The sequence below is a fragment of the Curtobacterium pomorum genome, from assembly GCF_044497295.1.
Taxonomy (GTDB): domain Bacteria; phylum Actinomycetota; class Actinomycetes; order Actinomycetales; family Microbacteriaceae; genus Curtobacterium.
Genome location: NZ_CP172409.1, coordinates 1,872,535 through 1,890,409, shown reverse-complemented (window position 1 = coordinate 1,890,409; position 17,875 = coordinate 1,872,535). Strand labels below are relative to the sequence as shown.

Here is a 17,875-nt window from a genome sequence, read left to right as displayed (position 1 = left end):
CCCGGGCGTGTCGCGGTCGCGTCAGGCGCCGTAGAACTCGCGCTCGAAGACCTGCCGTGCACGCCGGGTGACGCCGAGGTAGTCCTCTTCCAGCTGGCTCGCCGAGCCGGGCGGGTACTCCATCAGCCGCGCGACGCCCTCGAGCTGCACGCGGTCGACGGGCAGCACATCGGTCGTCTTCCCCGACCAGAGCACCAGGGCGCTGCGCGTCCGCGAGGCGAAGCGCCAGGCCGCACCCAGCCGCTCGCCGTCGTCGGCGCTGACGAACCCCGCGGACACCGCACCGTCGAGCGCCTCGAGCGTCGACGTGGTGCGGAGCGCCGGGACCTCGAGTGCGTGCTGGAGCTGCAGGAGCTGGACGAACCACTCGACGTCGCTCAGGGAGCCCCGACCGAGCTTGAGGTGGCGGGCCGGGTCGGCACCGCGCGGCAGCCGCTCGGACTCGACGCGCGCCTTGATCCGCCGGACCTCGCGCACCTCGTGCTCGTCGATCCGCTCCGGGTAGCGCGTGCGGTCCGCCAGGTGCTCGAAGTCGCGGAGCAGCTGCGCATCCCCCACGGCGCCGCGGGCACGGAGCAGGGCCTGCGCCTCCCACGTCAGCGACCACCGGGCGTAGTAGGCACCGTAGGACTCGAGGGTGCGGGCCACGGGGCCGTTCTTCCCCTCGGGGCGCAGGTCGATGTCGAGGTCGAGCGGGTGCACGGTGTCCTCGGTGAGCCGGTTCAGCTCGCGCACGATGGTCTGCGCCGTCCGGGAGGCCACCTCGGTCGCCAGGTCCGGGGCGCGGTAGACGTAGAGCACGTCGGCGTCGGAGCCGAAGCCGAGCTCACGGCCGCCGTACCGGCCCATCGCGATGATCCCGAACTCGAAGTCCGCCGGGGCGTCCCGTCGAGCGAGCGCGAGGGCCCCGGCGAGCGTCGCCTCGGTCACGTCGCTGAGCGCCGCACCGAGGGCGTCCACGTCGAGGTGCCCGAGCACCGCGGCCATGCCGAGGCGCAGGGTCTCGCGGCGACGGGCCGAGCGCAGCAGACCCGCCGCCCCGTCGACGTCGTTGCCGTGCCGCGCGGTCGTCGCGGTCATCTCCGCGAGCAGCGACTCCATCGGGCGGGCACGGAGGAGCGTTTCGGGTTCGTCGAGCCAGGCGACGGCCTCGGGGAAGCGTTCGAGGAGTCCGGACAGGAACGCCGACTCGGACAACACCGTGGTGAGCGAGTGCGCCGCCCCGGACGAGTCGCGGAGCATCCGGAGGAACCAGCTCGACTCCCCCAGCGTGTCGCTGAGCCGTCGGAACGCCAGCAGGGCCCGGTCGGGTGCCGGTCCCTCGGCCATCCACCGCAGGAGCACCGGCAGCAGGTTCCGCTGGATCGCCGCCCGTCGGCTCGTCCCCTGCGTGAGTGCCCGGATGTGCCGCAACGCACCGGGCGGGTCGACGAACCCGATCGCGCCGAGACGGTCGACGACCTGGTCGTCGGTCAGGACGATCTCGTCCTCGGTGGCGGCGACGGCGGACAGCAGGGGCCGGTAGAACAGCCGCTCGTGCAGGCCACGGACCTCGAGCTTGACGGCACGCCAGCGGGTCTCGAGCGCGGAGGCCGAGGTGGCCACGCCGCTCGACCGGGCGAGGACGCGCAGCTCTTCCTCGTCCGTCGGCATCAGGTGCGTCCGCTGCAACCGGCGGAGCTGGATGCGGTGCTCGAGGACGCGGAGCAGGGCGTAGTCCGGGCCGAACCGTGCCGCCTCGGCCCGCCCGACGTAGCCGGCAGCCGTCAGGGCGTCCATCGCCTCGAGGGTGGACCGGACCCGGACCGACTCGTCGTCGCGGCCGTGCACGAGCTGCAGGAGCTGCACGGTGAACTCGACGTCCCGCAGCCCACCGGGACCGAGCTTCAGCTGCCGGTCGACCTCGCCGTCGGGGATGTGCTCGGTGACGCGTTCGCGCATGCGCTGGACCGACTCGACGAACCCGGGGCGCGCCGAGGAGCTCCAGACGAACGGGGCGACGGCGTCGGCGTAGCGGGCACCGAGGTCGGCCGACCCGGCGATCGGCCGCGCCTTCAGCAGCGCCTGGAACTCCCACGACTTCGCCCAGCGCTCGTAGTAGGCGACGTGCGAGTCGAGCGTGCGGACGAGGGCACCGTCCTTGCCCTCCGGTCGCAGGTTCGCGTCGACCTCCCACAGACCGGGCTCGGCGGCCAGGTCGGTGATCGCGTGGGTCGCGGCGATCGCGATCCGCGTCGAGATGCGGACGGCGCGGTCGGTGCTGATCTCGTCGGTGGACTCGGTGACGAAGATGACGTCGACGTCGCTGACGTAGTTCAGCTCACGGGCGCCGGCCTTGCCCATCGCGATCACGGCGAGCGGGGTCGCGGCGACGTCGGCCGCCGGGAACGGGACCTCGCGCCGGGCCACGTCGACCGCGGCGTCGAGCGCTGCCCCGGCCAGGTCGGCCAGTCCGGCGGCGACCGCCGGGAAGGCCTCGGTCGGCGACGTGTGCAGCACGTCGTAGAGGGCGATCTGGGCGAGGTGCCGGCGGTACCGCACCCGCAGGCACATCCGCGCCTCCTCGCCGGTGGCGCCGTCGATCGCGTCGATCAGGGACGCCGTGTACCGCTCCTGCGACCAGGGTGCGACGACGGGCTCGAGCAGCAGCGCGAGCTCGGCCGGTCGGCGGTGCAGGAACTCCCCGAGGCCGACCGAGGCGCCGAGCAGCCGGATCAGCCGCTCGGTCGCTGCCTCGTCCGCCAGGACGGGGCGCAGCTCGTCAGGAGCACGTTCCAGCAGCCGTTCCAGCAGCCGCAGCGCACCGTCGGGATCCGCGGTGATGCCCCAGAGCGCAGGGGTGCCGCTGACCGGCAGCGGGACGACGGAGCCGAACCGCGCCTCCAGGTCGGCGATCCGCTCGAGGCTCTCCGACAGCTCGGCGAACCCCAGGCGGGCCAACTCGGAGCGCGACGACGTCGTCCGACCGGTCATGTGGTGCGCTCGCTCAGAGGGCGCCGAGGTTGGTGTCGAGCTCGAACGGCGTGACCTGGTCGCGGTACCGCTTCCACTCCTGCCGCTTGTTGAGCAGCACGAAGTTGAACACGTGCTCGCCGAGCGTCTCCGCGACCAGCTCGGAGTCCTCCATCAGGCTGAGGGCGTGGTCGAGGCTCGACGGCAGCTGGCTGTACCCGAGGGCACGGCGCTCGGCGTCGGTCAGGCTCCAGACGTCGTGCTCGGCCTCGGCCGGCAGTTCGTACTCTTCCTCGATGCCCTTGAGGCCGGCCGCGAGCAGCAGCGAGTACGCCAGGTACGGGTTCGCCGCCGAGTCGATGCCGCGGTACTCGATGCGCGAGGACTGACCCTTGTTCGGCTTGTACAGCGGCACGCGCACGAGCGCGGAGCGGTTGTTGTGGCCCCACGTCACGAAGGACGGGGCCTCGTCGCCACCCCAGAGGCGCTTGTACGAGTTGACGAACTGGTTCGTGACCGCGGTGATCTCCGGTGCGTGCTTGAGCACACCGGCGATGAAGTGCTTGGCGGTCCGGGACAGCTGGTACTCGCCGCCGGCCTCGTAGAACGCGTTCTGATCGCCCTCGAACAGCGAGACGTGCGTGTGCATGCCCGAACCCGGCTGCCCGGAGATCGGCTTCGGCATGAACGTCGCGTAGACGCCCTGCTCGATCGCGACCTCCTTCACCACCGTGCGGAAGGTCATGATGTTGTCCGCCATCGTCAGCGCGTCGGCGTACCGGAGGTCGATCTCGTTCTGGCCCGGACCGGCCTCGTGGTGGCTGAACTCCACCGAGATGCCGAGGTCCTCGAGCATCCGGACGGAGCGGCGTCGGAAGTCGTGCGCGCTCCCGCCGGGGACGTTGTCGAAGTAGCCGGCCTGGTCGACGGGCTGCGGGCCGCCGTCCTTCCACTCACGGCTCTTGAGCAGGTAGAACTCGATCTCGGGGTGCGTGTAGAACGTGAAGCCGCGCTCGCTCGCCCGGGCCAGCGTGCGCTTCAGCACGTTGCGCGGGTCGGCGACGGCGGGCTGCCCGTCCGGCGTCGTGATGTCGCAGAACATCCGCGCGGTCGGGTCGATCTCACCGCGCCACGGCAGGATCTGGAACGTCGAGGGGTCCGGGTGCGCGAGCACGTCGGCCTCGTACGAACGGGACAGGCCCTCGATCGCGGAGCCGTCGAACCCGATGCCCTCAGCGAACGCGCCCTCGACCTCGGCCGGGGCGATCGCCACCGACTTGAGGGTCCCGATGACGTCCGTGAACCAGAGTCGGATGAACTTGATGCCGCGCTCCTCGATGGTGCGGAGCACGAAGTCCGTCTGCTTGTCCATGCACGACCTTTCCGTGTATCGGGTGGCCGCGGGCGGGCCTCGTCCCAGGCTAGTGGTCCGGCGGTGTGCGCGGGGCCGTGCGACGCGCCGCCGCCGCACGTGTCCGGCTCACTGGTCCTCGGCGTCCCACTTCTCGTTGTTCGCGGCGATCCGGTCGAGGGCGTGCTGTGCTTCCTCACGCGTGTCGAACGGGCCGATGCGGTCGCGCTGCGGGGACTGCGGCCCCTGCTCGACCTGACCGGTCTTGTCGTTGAACCACCACTGGGACTCGATGCGCTCGTCGCTCATGTCGCCCACCGTACCCAGGTGACGGCCTGGAGGCCCGGTGCCGGTCCGCCGGACCGGCACCGGGCCTCCAGACGGTCACGCCCACCCCGTCGGGCCGCACCGTGGGGCGGTGCCCACCCCGTCGGGCCGCACCGTGGCGCGGTTGCGCTCGGCGCGTCGCGCCGCGGCTAGAGTGGTCGGCATGCCCCGGGACGAACACGGACACCTGACCGCTGGCCGCATCTCCCCGCACCGGGCAGTCCCGAAGGACATCGAGCGTCCGGAGTACGTCGGCAAGGTCGAACCGCACGAGCACGGCCTGGGCGACACGTACTCGCCGGACGAGGTCGAGCGCATCCGCACCGCCGGCCGTATCGCCTCGCAGGCCATCGACGCCGTCGGCGCCGCGATCCGCCCGGGCGTGACCACGGACGAACTCGACCGCATCGGCCACGAGTTCGTCGTGGCGCACGGCGCCTACCCCTCGACGCTCGGGTACCGCGGGTACCCGAAGTCGCTGTGCTCGAGCCTCAACGAGGTCATCTGCCACGGCATCCCGGACGACACCGTCCTGCAGGAGGGCGACCTCGTCAACATCGACATCACCGCCTACAAGGACGGGATGCACGGGGACACGAACCGCACCTTCGTCGTCGGGCAGGCGTCGCAGGAGGTCGAGGACCTCGTGACCCGCACACGACTCGCCCTCGAGCGCGGCATCAAGGCCGTCGCCCCCGGCCGCCAGGTGAACGTCATCGGCCGCGCCATCGAGGCCTACGCGAAGCGCTTCGGCTACGGCGTCGTCCGGGACTACACCGGCCACGGCGTCGGTCGTGCCTTCCACTCCGGCCTGATCATCCCGCACTACGACGCGCCGCAGTACGACACGGTGATCGAACCGGGCATGGTGTTCACCATCGAGCCCATGCTCACGCTCGGCGGGATCGAGGCCGACATCTGGTCCGATGACTGGACGGTCTCGACGCGCGACAAGTCGTGGACCGCGCAGTTCGAGCACACCCTCGTCGTCACCGAGCGCGGCGCGGAGCTGCTCACCGTCTCCTGACCGGATCCGTCTCCCTGACGGGACCCTCTTCCTGACCGGGCACTCCGGCAGGCAACCGAAAGGCACGACAACCTCATGACCTCCCTCGCAGTCGGCGTCGACATCGGTGGTACGGGCATCAAGGGCGCGATCGTCGACGTCGCGTCCGGTGAACTCACCACGGACCGCATCAAGAAGGCCACCCCCGAAGGCGGGAAGCCCCACGACATCACCGCCGTCGTCGCCTCGATCCTCGAGGAGCTCGCCCCCGCGGCCGACGTCCCCGTGGGCGTGTGCTTCCCCGCGATCGTGCGGGACGGCAAGACCATGTCCGCCGCGAACGTCTCGAAGAAGTGGATCGGCTTCGAGGCCGAGGCACTGTTCGAGAAGGAGCTCGGCCGCGCCATCCACTTCGTGAACGACGCCGACGCCGCCGGGTTCGCCGAGCAGCAGTTCGGTGCGGCGAAGGGCAAGGACGGCCTGGTCATCGTGACCACCCTCGGCACCGGGATCGGCAGCGCGCTCATCAACGACGGCGTGCTCATCGTCAACTCGGAGCTCGGGCACCTGGAGATCGACGGGCACGACGCCGAGTCGCGGGCCTCGTTCGCCGCCAAGGAGCGCGACGACCTGTCCTGGAAGCACTGGGCGAAGCGCCTGCAGACGTACTACTCGACGCTCGAGGCGCTGCTCTCCCCTGAGCTGTTCGTCGTCGGTGGTGGTGTGTCGAAGCAGTACGAGGAGTTCCTGCCGCTGCTCGACCTGCAGGCGGAGATCATCCCCGCGACCCTGCGCAACAACGCCGGCATCATCGGCGCTGCGACCCTGGCCGCGCGCAGCGCCTGACCCGGCGATCCGCCCAGACCGCACACCGGCCCGCACCGTGCGGTGTGGGAGTTGTCCGGTGCGGTTCGACGCGCCCGGCCGGTCGCACCGAGGTTCCACGACTCGCCGTCTGCGGTGCGCCGAGGTTCCACGGAGGCCCCTCGTGCGCGCCGACATGCCGAGATTTCGGAACCTCGGGGGCCGGGGCCGGGGCGCGGGCGCGGGGCCGGTAGACTCGGACCTGCGAATGGGTCGGTGAGACGGTCGCGTCACTCCCCCGGGAGTGCCGAGGAACGTCCGGGCTCCACAGAGCAGGGCGGTGGGTAACACCCACCCGGAGCAATCCGCGAGACAGTGCCACAGAAAGCAGACCGCCGGCGGCAACGTCGGTAAGGGTGAAACGGTGGTGTAAGAGACCACCAGGGGTCCGGGTGACCGGATCCGCTCGGTAAACCTCGCCCGGAGCAAGGTCAGACAGAGGACGCTGAGGCTGCTCGCCGAGTCCTCGGGTAGACCGCTGGAGGCCGACGGCAACGTCGGTCCGAGAGAGATGGCCGTCACCGCCGTGCAAGCGGCGGGACAGAACCCGGCGTACGGCCGGCCCATTCGCCCCACTTCCACCAGCCCCATGCTCGACGCACGGTGCGGCGCTCGCGATCCCGTGCGAGGTTGCACGCTCGGTGCAGCGCCACAACGTCGCACCGAGCGTGCAAGCTCGCACCAGGCGACGGACCCCGCACCGTGCGCCGCCACACCCCGCACCCCCGCCGACAGACCCGCACGGTGCCGCGCTCGCCAGCCCGTGCGAGGTTGACCGCTCCGTGCGCCGCAACAGCCTCGCACCGAGCGTGCAAGCTCGCACCAGGTGACCGGCCACCGCACCCCGCACCACAGACGGGAGGCGCGGTGCCAGCCCGGCACCGCGCCTCCCGTCGACAGTGTGCGAGCGCCTACAGCCCCGACTCGGCCGTGCGCACCAGGATCGCGTCACTGTCCGGGCAGAGCACCACGTCGTCCGGAGCGGCCCGACGGATGTCCTGCAGGTCGGAGTTGTTCAGCGCGACGCCCGACGCCGTCGACACCCCGCCCTGCAGCAACGACGCACCGAATCCGTAGCGGGCGCGCTGCCGGTCGTAGAGCGCGAGCAGCTCGGCCGGCACCTTCGCGGCGACGTCGGCGCGGGCCTGCTCGGCGGATGCGCGGTCGGAGGACAGCCGTGCGATCTCGGCATCGCGCTCGGCGACCAGGCCGGAGCGCGCTGCCTCGACGTCGGCGAGCTGGGCCTCGACGTCGCCGACCCGGGCGCGGAGCCCGTCGAGGTTCTCCATGACCTCGAGCTCGGCGGTCTCGAGGCCACCGATGCGGCGCTGGAGCGACTCGAGCTCGTTCTGGAGCCCGGCCGCGTCCTTCGAGTTCGACACGTTCTGCAGCATCGTGGTGTCGCGTTCGACGCGGGCCTGCGCGGTGGCGGTGTCGGACTCGAGACGGGCGAGTTCGCGTTCGGCGTCCTCGACCAGGCCGGTCGCGGCGACGAGTTCGCTGCGCAGCCCGGCCGCCTTGGTGCCGAGTTCGGTGAGCTGGTCGCCCTTCTGCAGCGACGTGATCCGGTGCGCGATGCGGGTGACGTCGTTGTCGAGTCGTTGGACGTCGAGGAGGATGACCTGGTCCTCGGGTGCTGCCTTCATGGTCAGACTCCTTCAGTGGGGGTGGTGGGTTCGGCCGCCGGCAGGACCGCGAAGTCCCACGGGTCGGTGCGGAGGTCGCTCACGGTGACCCGGACGCCGGCGGCGTCGCGCAGTTGCGCGGCCGCGACGTCGAGCCAGAGCCACTCGGTGGCCCAGTGCGAGGTGTCGATGAGGGCGGGGCCGCCGCCGAGCAGGGCCTGTTCGCGGAACTCGGACGCCGGGTGGTGGCGGAGGTCGCTCGTGATGTACACGTCGGCGGCGAGGACGTCGGGGTGTCCGAGCAGTGAGTCTCCCGCGCCGGCGCAGAGCGCCACGGTGCGGACGGGCTGGTCGAAGTCGCCGGAGACCCGCACGCCGGTCGCGGTGGGCGGCAGCAGGTCGACGAGCTTCCGTGCCAGGGCGCCGAGCGTGGTGCCCTCGGCGAGGACGCCCACACGGCCGATGCCCGTCGCGGGGTCGGAGCCCGGGTCCGAACCGGGGTCGAGGGGGCGCTGGTCGGTCAGCCCGATGCGGTCGGCGAGCACCGCCGAGGTGCCGGTGCTGACGACGTCCGCGTTGGTGTGGGCGGCGACCAGGGCGCTGCCACCGCGCACGAGGGTCGCGAGGACGCTGCCCTTGTACGTCGACTCGGCGATCGTCGTGACGCCGCGCAGCAGCAGCGGGTGGTGCGTCAGGAGGAGTCCGGCGCCGAGCTCGAACGTTTCGCGTGCGGTCGCGGGGACGGCGTCGACGGCCAGGTGCACGTGCTCGACGGTGGCGTCAGGGTCTCCGGCGACCAGTCCGACGGCGTCCCACGACTCGGCTCCTGCGGCGGGCCACAGGTCTTCGATCACGGCCTGGAGTTCGCGGAGCGTCGGCATCCGGTCAGTCTACCGAGGCGACCGCGTCGGCACTGGCAGCCGGTCCGCGCGGGGTGATCCGGGCCTCCCGGTCAGCGGCGACCGAGCGCACGCAGCAGGCCGGCGACGAGACGCGACCACCAGCCGGGCCGGGCCGGCTCGTCGGTGTCGGTGTCGGTGTCGGTGTCGACGTGCGTGGGAGCGGCCGTCTCGACGGGCACGGCGACCGCGTCCGGCAGGACGACGGGCGTGCTCGCGGTCGTGCCCTGGTGGGCGGTGAGGGCCGCCGCGAACGCGGCACGGTCGATGACCGTGGGTCCGGTGGCGGGCTGGACGAGCGGGGTCGGTCGCGTGTTCGCGGACACCGGCGACACGGCCGGGAGGCCCAGCACCGGTCGCACGGGCTCGTCGCGTTCCGGGGTGACCAGCTCCACGGCCGGAGTCACCGTGACGACGTCGGCTGCGGGCGCGGCGACTGCCGCAGGTGCGGGGCGGACGACCGCCGCCGGAGCGGGGGCTGGCCCGGTCACGACGGCGACCGGGGCGGTCGTGGCAAGGCGGGCGGCGGCGCGGTCCTGACGGTCCGACTCGGCGGCGGCGTCCTCGAGGAGGTCGGCGAAGACCGTCCGGGCGAAGGCGCGAGCGGCGGTGAGCTCCGGGTCGTCGGCGTCGGAGACCGTGGCCTCCCAGGCGGCGAGGCGCGCGAGGTCCTCGTCACGACGCCGGACCTCGGTCTCGAGCAGGACGATGCGCTCGATGGTGCTGCGGCCGGTGGACGAGGAGACCTCGATCGCGAGGTCCTCGATGCGCAGGGCCAGGCGCTCCGGGGGTTCGGGGAACGACGGTGCGCAGACGGCGGCGTGCCGAGCGCGGTCACGGCGGAACGCGGGGGCTGCCGGCGACTGGTCGACGACGGGCGTCGCGGTGCCGTGTGCAGCCGTCTCGCTGCCGGCTTCCGGCAGCTCGACGGCGGTGGCCTCGGCCGCGACGCCGGGGCGCTGCACGGGGCCGGTGACGGGCGGGACCACGAGGTCCGCCACGTACGGCGTGCGCGTCGCCGGGGCGTCACGGAGCCACTCCTCGACCTCGCGACCGAAGGGGTCGACGAGGGGGGTGCGTGCACCGGACTGGGTTTCCATGTCCGAAGGATAAATATCGCGCGCGTCGGAACTGCGGACATCCGCGGTGTGTCGCAGCAATCCCTGCCATATCGCCCGGAACGTGAACGGCGTGTCGTTCGTCACACCGGCGCGCGCCTCAGAGGGTCTGCTCGAAGGCGTCGAGGAGCTCCCGACCGGCCGACCACCCGCCGACGCCGCTGGCGACGTTGACGTGGCCGAGGGTGCCGACACGGAGGACCGCGGCGCCCATCGTGTCCGCGAAGGCGACCGCACGGTCGACGGTGCAGTACGGGTCGTCGTCGCTCACGACCATGCGGATCGGAACGCGGCCCGCCGCGGTGCCGAGCGGGACGGGGCGGGGCGCCGTGAACCCGGAGGCGGCGGCGGGGAAGCCCGGTGCCGAGGGGTCCGGTGGTGCCACGAGGAAGGCACCGGCGACGGCGGTCTCGCCCGGGCCAGCGCGGTCCGCTCGGTCGGCGGCGAGCCAGTCGGCGACCGCGAGCACGCCCAGACTGTGCGCCACGAGCACCGGCGGCTCCGCGCACGACGCGACGGCCTGGGAGATCGCGTCCCGCCAGTCCCCCGGGTCCGGCTCCCCCCAGGACGCCGGCGCGATGCGGACCGCGTCGTCGCCGCGCTCGCGTTGCCAGACGGACTGCCAGTGCTCCGCGTCGGAGTTCCAGATCCCGGGGACGATCACCCACGGTCGAGGTCTGCTCACCCGGGAAGCGTAGCGAACCCGGCCGGCGCTAGCGCTGCAGTGTGTCGCGCGGGTACTCGGAGAACCGCGCTGCGTACGCCGCCGAGAACCGGCCGAGGTGCGCGAAGCCCCACCGCATGGCCACGCTGGCCACGGTGAGGTCGCCCACCGACGCGCGGCGGAGTTCTTCGCGCACACGGTCGAGGCGGATCCCGCGCAGCATCGCGTTCGGAGCGGTACCGACCTGGCGTTGGAACGCCTGCTGCAGACCGCGGACGCTCAACCCCACGTGCTCGGCGACGTCGGTGGTCGAGATCGGGGTGTGCGCGAAGGCGTGCATGTACTCGACCGCCTCGCGCACCCGGCCCGTCGCACCCTGCGGCAGGGGCACGTCAGGCGCCAGCAGCTTGTGCGGGAACGTGCGGAGCAGTGACCGGGCGGTGTCCTGGGCCACCTCGGCCAGGGCGAGTGGGCTGACCGACGCCCGACCGAGCACGATCGACGCGGCACGCTGGACCTGCGCGTTCCAGCCCCGCAGTTCCGCCGTCCGGGGTGTCGCCGTGTGGTCGAAGACGAGCGGGCCCGGCTGGGCACCGTGGACCTCGGCGGCGACGCGCTCCAGAGCGGTCCGGTCGAACTGCACCAGGCTCTGCCGGACGTCCTGCAGGTCGAAGGCGAACGGCCGCCCGGTCGGGAACATCATCGGGGTGGCGGGCGTGAACGCGACCTCCTGCCGGCCGATGTCGACGCGTCCGCCCCCGTCGGTGGTCCACATGACCACGTACTCGTCGCGGACGTCCAGCTCGCCCTGCATCCGGGCGTCGAACCGGGTCGAGCGGAAGGACATCACGTCGTCACCCACGACGCGGAAACGGTACGCGAACGGCCGCTCCGTGCGCGTCGCGGTGAAGCCCACACTGGCGTAGGCGTCCTCGTACATGTGCACGGCAGCGTCGAGATCGGCCCCCGACGTCTCGAAGCTGATCCTGGGATCCGGTTCGCCTGTCATCGCGCGAATCGTGACACGGCGGCCAGGTCGCCCGGGAATCCGCCGGGACACCTTGCGGATTGTGGCCCGTGGAGTGCGCGAGACGGACGAACGGCGGTGGGGCGGGGTCAGTGCCGGGAGCGCAGGACCGTCCAGCGGTTCTCGTCGGCGATCCGCTCGTACCGCAGGTCGTCGACGACCATCCGGACCAGGGCGAGTCCGCGGCCGCTCTCGGCGAGTCCCTCCGGCAGCTGGGCCGCCTCGGTGTCCACGGTCGCGGCGACGCCGTCGTCGGACAGCAGTGCGGAGAACCGGTCCGCTCCGATCTCCAGGCGCAGGCGGCAGGTCACGCCGTCCGGGCGCGTCCCGTGCTCGATCACGTTCGACGTCAGTTCGACGATCGCGAGTTCGAGGGCCATCCGGTCCTCGACGGACACCGACGGCTCGTCCTGCCACACACCGGCCAGGAACTCGTGCACGGCGGACACGTCGTCCGGCGGGCAGGACAGGGCGAGCGTGTGCTCGGCGGCGGAGGCGGTCATCACCAGTCGGTGACCGCAGCGTCCCCGTCGGGGTACGTGCGGAGGATCTTGTCGATGTTGGAGAGCTGCAGGACCATCTGCACCTGCTCGGACGGCGCGGCGATGCGGAGGTCGCCACCCGCCTGCCGCGCGGTCTTCAGGCTGCCGACCAGTGCGCCGAGTCCGGACGAGTCCATGAACTCGACTCCCGAGAGCTCGACCACGACGCGGGCACGTCCGTTGCCGACGACCTGCGCGACCGTCTCGCGGAACGCCGGGGCGGACACCATGTTGAGGCGTCCGCTGCACTCCAGTACCGCGGTGTCGGGCTGCGCTTCGTGTACGACGATGTCCATGCCGGGTGGCCTCCTCAGGTCGGTGCGCCTTGCAACCAGCAACCTACCGGCTCCGTCGTGTCAGGTCCCGGTGCGGTCCCGCCGCGTCGCGGTGATCTGCACCACGACGGCCGCCGCCATGAGCGCCGCCATGACGCCGCCCATCGCCAGCGCGGTCCCGCCGAGGGCGCCGGCGAGCGGTGTGCCGAGGCCGCCGATGCCGAAGGTGAGACCACCCTGCAGGGCCGCTGCGGTGCCCGGGTGCGCCGCGCCGACGTGCTGCGTGCGGGTCATCGCCGCGGGCAGCACGAAGCCCCACGCGCCCGTGACGACCGCGAGCGCGCCCCAGACCGGCACCGGGCCGAGGTCGAGCAGCGCGGCGACGAGGACGGCGGCCGCGCCCGTGGTGCCGACGAGCAGTCCGGCGGTGAGCAGGGAGTCCTCGGAGAACCGCCCGACGACGCGACCGAACACCAGCGTCGTGACGATCATCATCGAGGCGTTCGTGGCGAAGACCAGCGTGTACATGCCCTCGGAGAACCCGAACTGGGTCTGGAACACGAACGAGCTCGTCGCGATGTAGGCGAAGAAGCCCACCGTCGAGAGCACCCCGCTCAGCACGTAGGCACGGAACCGCGGGATCGCGAGCAGTTCGCGGATGCGTCGCCCGTTCGCCGCGAAGCCCACACCGCCGCGTCGCTCCGGTGGCAGGGTCTCGCGGAACCAGAGCAGCACCATCGCGAAGAACAGCGCGCCGAGCACCGCGAGCACGACGAACATCACCCGCCACGTGCCGACCGTCAGCACGGCTCCCCCGGCGAGCGGCGCCACGACGGGGCCGATCGCGTTGATCGCCGCGAGCGTGCCGAAGACCTTCGCCATCCGGGTCCCGCTCGCCACGTCCGACACCATCGCCCGGCCGGCGACCGCACCGGCGGCGCCGCCGAGCCCCTGCGCGATGCGGGCGACGACGAGCGTGCCGACGTCCGGCGCGAGGGCGCACCCCACCGAGGCGAGCGCGAACACCGCCGTGCCGGCGACGAGCATCGGCCGCCGGCCGACCCCGTCGCTGACCGGCCCGACGAGCAGCTGCCCGACAGCGAAGGCGACCAGGAACGCCGTGAGCGACAGCTGGACGACACCGGGTGTCGTCCCGAGGTCGCGCGCGATCTGCGGCAACGCCGGGATGTACATGTCCGTGGCGAACGGTGACACCCCGACGATCAGCGCCAGTGGCACGACCGGCGGCAGGGTGGTCGTCGTCGGCTTCCGCATGCGCTCCGTCGTCACGGTCGACACGCTACGCGCAGCCGAATCGATTCGACGCACCCCGCCGGCCGCGGATCAGCCGGTGTTCTGCAGGCCGGCGGCGATCCCGTTCACGGTGAGCAGCAGCAGGCGGTGGTCGGCGTCGGTCGGGTCGGTGCTGCCCGTCGTCCGGATGGACCGGAGCGCGCGGAGCTGCAGGTGCGACAGGGCGTCGACGTACGGGCTGCGCAGGCGGACGGCCCGGGCGAGGACCGGACGGTCCTCGAGCACGTCGCTGCCACCCGAGATCCGGAGCACCCAGTCGCGGGTGCGTGCCATCTCGTCGAGCACCTTCGCGGCGAGGTCGTCGCGGTCGGCGAGCTCGAGGTACCGACGGGCGATGTGCTCGTCGGTCTTGGCGAGCGACATCTCGACGTTCTTGATCATCGCGCCGAACAGCGGCCACTCGGCGGACGCGGCGCGCAGGACGTCGACGTCACCGACGGCCTCGAGCGCGGAGCCGAGCCCGTACCAGCCGGCCAGGTTGATCCGCGCCTGGGTCCAGGAGAACACCCACGGGATCGCGCGGAGGTCCTCGAGCGACTCGACCGACAGCCCGCGGCGGGCCGGGCGGGAGCCGAGCGGGAGCAGACCGATCTCCTCCATCGGGGTGACCCGCGCGAACCACGGGGCGAAGCCGTCGGCCTTGACCAGCTCGTAGAACGCCGCGCGGGACACGTCGTCCAGCTGCTGCGCGAGGTCGGCGAACCGGGTCGCCGCCGTGGCCGTGCGTGCCTCGTTCGACGGCGACGACGCGAACAGGGTGGCCGAGGCCATCTGCTCGAGGTGGCGGGCCGCGATGTCCTGGTCGCCGTACTGGGCGAAGATGACCTCGCCCTGTTCGGTGAGCTTCAGGCGACCGTCGATCGATCCCGGCGGCTGCGCGAGGACGGCTTCGTTGGCCGGTCCGCCGCCGCGGCCGAGCGAACCACCGCGGCCGTGGAACAGGGTCAGTTCGACCTCGTTGTCCCGCGCCCAGTCGGCGATGCGGGCCTGGGCGTCGTAGAGCGCCAGGTTCGCGGAGACGGGGCCGACGTCCTTCGACGAGTCCGAGTAGCCGAGCATGACCTCGAGTCGACGGCCGGTCGCGGCCAGGCGACGCTGGAACGTCTCGGTGCGGACGGCCTCGTCGAGGATGTCGACGCTGGCGTGCAGGTCGGCGAAGGTCTCGAACAGCGGGATCACGTCGAGCACCGGCGCGGCCTCGGGCGACCCGAGTGCGGCGACGGCGAGCTCGTGCACGTTGGCGAGGTCCGCCGCCGACTGCGTGAAGGACACGATGTACCGGCTGGCGGCACGGACGCCGTACCGCTCCTGCAGGCCGGCGATGGTCCGGAAGACGGCGAGGACCTCTTCGGTGGTCTCGCTCAGGGCGCCGCCGGCACGGATCTCGGCGAGGGCCGTGCGGTGCACCTGGGAGTGCTGGCGGACCTCGAGCTCCGCCAGGTGGAACCCGAAGGTCTCGACCTGCCAGATGAGGTTCTGCAGCTCGCCGTTCGCCGGTCGGATCGCGCCGGCGGCGACGAGCGACGCCTGGATCGTCCGGAGGTCGGTGAGCAGCGCGTCGGGCCCGCTGTACCCGAGCGGCGTGGTGCCCTGGCGGGTGGCGTCGATGCGCGCCGCGACGAACAGCAGGGCACGACGGTGGGTCTCGTTCGGGGCACGGACGCCGATGCGCTCCGCGATGGTCGGGTCGAGGGACTCCTGCGCCGCGACGAGCGCGGTGAGCCCGGCGTCGGCCGGGGTGTCGCTCGCGTCGAGCGTCAGGGCGCTGCCGATGCGGGTCGTGGCACGGGTGAGGCCGATCAGGATGTGCTCGGCCGCGATCTCGGCGGCCTGGCGCGTGATGTCGGCGGTCACGTGCGGGTTGCCGTCGCGGTCGCCGCCGATCCAGGTGCCGAACCGCACGAACGCGGGGGCGGTCACCGGTGCGCGACCGGCGTCGTCGCCCTGCAGCCGGTCGTCGAGCAGGCGGTACACCTGCGGGACGATCTCGAACAGGGTCTGGTCGAACACGCTCATCGCGGTGCGGACCTCGTCGAGCGGGGTCGGGCGGGTGGTGCGGAGCGGCGAGGTGCGGAGGAGGGTCGTGATCTCCTCGAGCAGCCGTCGCTCGTTCTCGGCACGTGCCGTGGCGTTCTTCGCGCGGTCGCGCTCGTCGATGAGGTCCGTGATGCGCCGCACGCCCGTGGTCACCGCACGACGGCGGGCCTCGGTCGGGTGCGCGGTCAGCACCGGGTGGAACCGCAGCGTCCGGAGTCGCTCGGCCGCCTCGGCCTCGCCGACCTCGGCCACGAGTTCCGCGTAGGTCGCCGGGAACGAGTCGCCGGCCAGCCCGCCGTCGTCACCGCGCTGTCGGAGCACCCGCACGCGGTGGTGCTCCTCCGCCAGGTTCGTGAGGTGGAAGTACGTCGTGAAGGCCTGTGCGACCGCTTCGGCGCGCTCGGCCGACATCGCGGACACGAGGGTCTGCGCGCGGGCGGCGCCCTCGGCGTGGTCGCCCTCGTAGGCGTCGATCACGGCTGCGCGCAGCGACTCCACGTCACGCAGCAGCTCGTCGCCGCCGTTCTCGCGCAGCACCCGGCCGAGCAGGTTGCCGAGGTAGCGCACGTCGGCGCGCAGGTCACTGTCGACCGCGCCGCTGACGTCGTCCCGAGCGCGCTCATGGCGCGCCGATCCGTCGATCGCCGTCATGGGGTCCTTTCGGGGTCGTCCGGGAACACCGTCCCGGCTCCGAGCAGCGTATCGGCCAACGGGCGCCCGTGACGTCGACCGTCCGGACGGACCAGCCGGCGGTTCGTGCCGGGCGCGGGCACGCACGGAGGACGCCGGGATCGCGACGCGAGGCGGGAGCACCCCTGCAGTTGCGACGCGGTCCGCGATCCCGGCGGGTCTGTGGTCGGCGCGGCTCGGCTCGGCTCGGCTCAGCTCGGTTCGGCGAGCTGGGCCTGCGCGGCAGAGTGGACCTCGACGATCTGCACCCGAGCCGAACGGCGGTCGGTCAGCGGCGACGTCCACGGCACGATGACCTGTTCCTCGTCGCCGTCGTCGAGGCGGGCGAGCCAGACCCCGGCGACGGCGTCGATCTCGGTCATCGTCGCCGCCACGGCGGTCGCGGCACCGTTCGCGCGGACGATCGCCAGGTTGTCGCGGGCGTGGTCGGCGTTCATGTGCCGGAGGATCGCGCCGCGCGCCTCGTCGTCGAACGGCTCGGTCACGCGGTCACCGCCGCGTCGCCGGCACCGTCCGTCACCGGCCGCCGACGGGCGTCGAGGCCCTCGAGCAGACCGCTGTTGAGCGAGTACGCCAATTCGACCTCGGCGATGACCCGTTCCTGCTCGTCCGCCGACCTCGGTGCCGCGTCGAGCTGCGCACGGTAGGTGTCCTTGAAGGCGCTGGGGTCCGCGACCTGGTCGAAGATGTAGAACAGGACCCCGTTCGTGTCGAAGCCGAACTGGTCGGACAGCATCCGCCCGATCATCTGCCCACCGGACAGGTCACCGAGGTAGCGCGTGTAGTGGTGGGCGACGAAGCCGCCGGGCCATTCCGCCGCGACCTCGTTGAGCCGCCGCACGTACGCCGTCGTGGCGGGGAGCGGGCACACCAGCTCGGACCAGTCCGGTCCGATCAGGTACTCGAGGTCGGCGCGGATCGCCGGCATCCGCGTGAGCTGCGAGGTGACGAACGGCGCCGCCACGGGGTGGTCCGCCATCCGGTCGGCGGCACGCTCGAGGGCGTCGTAGACGAACGAGTACTGTCCGAGCAACGCCGCGTAGTCGGCGACGTCGCACCTCCCGCCGAGCAGGTCGTGCATGAAGCCGTTCCCGGCCGAGGATCCGTGCGAGCGCCGGGTGCGCTTGCGCAGCAGCTCGGAGAACGGGATGACGGTCGTGTCCATGAGGTAAGGCTAACCTTAG

General features: G+C 72.3%; 16 protein-coding genes and 1 other RNA gene. 3 read left to right on the top strand and 14 right to left on the bottom strand.

Features of this window, described 5'->3' with window-relative positions; all coding sequences use genetic code 11:
• Positions 1-21 precede the first annotated feature (21 nt).
• The 3 genes from ACGH48_RS09085 to ACGH48_RS09075 all read right to left on the bottom strand — a co-directional run bounded on the left by ACGH48_RS09085 (position 22) and on the right by ACGH48_RS09075 (position 4,612).
• Complete coding sequence (locus tag ACGH48_RS09085) at positions 22-2,973, bottom strand: bifunctional [glutamine synthetase] adenylyltransferase/[glutamine synthetase]-adenylyl-L-tyrosine phosphorylase (protein WP_396291076.1); 2,952 nt, start codon at positions 2,971-2,973, stop codon at positions 22-24.
• A gap of 13 nt (positions 2,974-2,986) precedes the next feature.
• Complete coding sequence (gene glnA / locus ACGH48_RS09080) at positions 2,987-4,324, bottom strand: type I glutamate--ammonia ligase (RefSeq protein WP_123312786.1); 1,338 nt, start codon at positions 4,322-4,324, stop codon at positions 2,987-2,989.
• Positions 4,325-4,432: 108 nt separating this feature from the next.
• Positions 4,433-4,612: an SPOR domain-containing protein gene (locus ACGH48_RS09075; protein ID WP_123312787.1), complete on the bottom strand. Its 180-nt coding sequence runs from the start codon at positions 4,610-4,612 to the stop codon at positions 4,433-4,435.
• 181 nt (positions 4,613-4,793) lie between these two features.
• Here ACGH48_RS09075 and map point away from each other — a divergent pair, with 181 nt between their 5' ends.
• From map to rnpB, 3 genes are all read left to right on the top strand, one after another.
• On the top strand, positions 4,794-5,657 hold the full coding sequence (map, locus tag ACGH48_RS09070; protein WP_123313131.1) for a type I methionyl aminopeptidase: 864 nt from the start codon (positions 4,794-4,796) through the stop codon (positions 5,655-5,657).
• A 75-nt stretch (positions 5,658-5,732) separates the two neighbouring features.
• A complete protein-coding gene (gene ppgK / locus ACGH48_RS09065) occupies positions 5,733-6,482 on the top strand; it encodes a polyphosphate--glucose phosphotransferase (protein WP_123312788.1) in 750 nt (249 codons plus the stop codon).
• A gap of 227 nt (positions 6,483-6,709) precedes the next feature.
• Positions 6,710-7,070: RNase P RNA component class A (gene rnpB, locus ACGH48_RS09060), an RNA gene on the top strand.
• Between the two features lie 341 nt (positions 7,071-7,411).
• On the opposite strand, the gene ACGH48_RS09055 is transcribed toward rnpB, so the two are convergent.
• The 11 genes from ACGH48_RS09055 to ACGH48_RS09005 all read right to left on the bottom strand — a co-directional run bounded on the left by ACGH48_RS09055 (position 7,412) and on the right by ACGH48_RS09005 (position 17,856).
• A complete protein-coding gene (locus ACGH48_RS09055) occupies positions 7,412-8,146 on the bottom strand; it encodes a zinc ribbon domain-containing protein (RefSeq protein ID WP_222660981.1) in 735 nt (244 codons plus the stop codon).
• A gap of 2 nt (positions 8,147-8,148) precedes the next feature.
• Positions 8,149-9,006 carry a Nif3-like dinuclear metal center hexameric protein gene (locus tag ACGH48_RS09050; RefSeq protein WP_396291075.1) on the bottom strand — a complete coding sequence of 286 codons (858 nt, stop codon included), beginning with the start codon at positions 9,004-9,006 and terminating at the stop codon, positions 8,149-8,151.
• Between the two features lie 71 nt (positions 9,007-9,077).
• On the bottom strand, positions 9,078-10,124 hold the full coding sequence (locus tag ACGH48_RS09045) for a hypothetical protein (protein ID WP_396291074.1): 1,047 nt from the start codon (positions 10,122-10,124) through the stop codon (positions 9,078-9,080).
• Between the two features lie 118 nt (positions 10,125-10,242).
• The gene (locus ACGH48_RS09040) at positions 10,243-10,827 is read right to left on the bottom strand and encodes an RBBP9/YdeN family alpha/beta hydrolase (RefSeq protein ID WP_396291073.1); all 585 of its coding nucleotides are present in this window, start codon (positions 10,825-10,827) and stop codon (positions 10,243-10,245) included.
• Between the two features lie 28 nt (positions 10,828-10,855).
• Positions 10,856-11,815, bottom strand: a complete 960-nt coding sequence (locus tag ACGH48_RS09035) for an AraC family transcriptional regulator (protein WP_396291072.1) — start codon at positions 11,813-11,815, stop codon at positions 10,856-10,858.
• A gap of 107 nt (positions 11,816-11,922) precedes the next feature.
• On the bottom strand, positions 11,923-12,336 hold the full coding sequence (locus tag ACGH48_RS09030) for an ATP-binding protein (RefSeq protein ID WP_396291071.1): 414 nt from the start codon (positions 12,334-12,336) through the stop codon (positions 11,923-11,925).
• Positions 12,336-12,671: an STAS domain-containing protein gene (locus ACGH48_RS09025; protein ID WP_123312795.1), complete on the bottom strand. Its 336-nt coding sequence runs from the start codon at positions 12,669-12,671 to the stop codon at positions 12,336-12,338. The genes ACGH48_RS09030 and ACGH48_RS09025 overlap by 1 nt, the downstream gene beginning before the upstream one ends.
• 60 nt (positions 12,672-12,731) lie before the next feature.
• Complete coding sequence (locus ACGH48_RS09020) at positions 12,732-13,940, bottom strand: multidrug effflux MFS transporter (RefSeq protein WP_396291070.1); 1,209 nt, start codon at positions 13,938-13,940, stop codon at positions 12,732-12,734.
• A gap of 54 nt (positions 13,941-13,994) precedes the next feature.
• Complete coding sequence (locus ACGH48_RS09015) at positions 13,995-16,652, bottom strand: phosphoenolpyruvate carboxylase (RefSeq protein ID WP_396291069.1); 2,658 nt, start codon at positions 16,650-16,652, stop codon at positions 13,995-13,997.
• A gap of 230 nt (positions 16,653-16,882) precedes the next feature.
• Positions 16,883-17,176: a DUF2470 domain-containing protein gene (locus ACGH48_RS09010; RefSeq protein WP_396291068.1), complete on the bottom strand. Its 294-nt coding sequence runs from the start codon at positions 17,174-17,176 to the stop codon at positions 16,883-16,885.
• Complete coding sequence (locus ACGH48_RS09005) at positions 17,173-17,856, bottom strand: heme oxygenase (biliverdin-producing) (RefSeq protein ID WP_396291067.1); 684 nt, start codon at positions 17,854-17,856, stop codon at positions 17,173-17,175. Before ACGH48_RS09005 ends, ACGH48_RS09010 begins: the two co-directional genes overlap by 4 nt.
• Positions 17,857-17,875 lie beyond the last annotated feature (19 nt).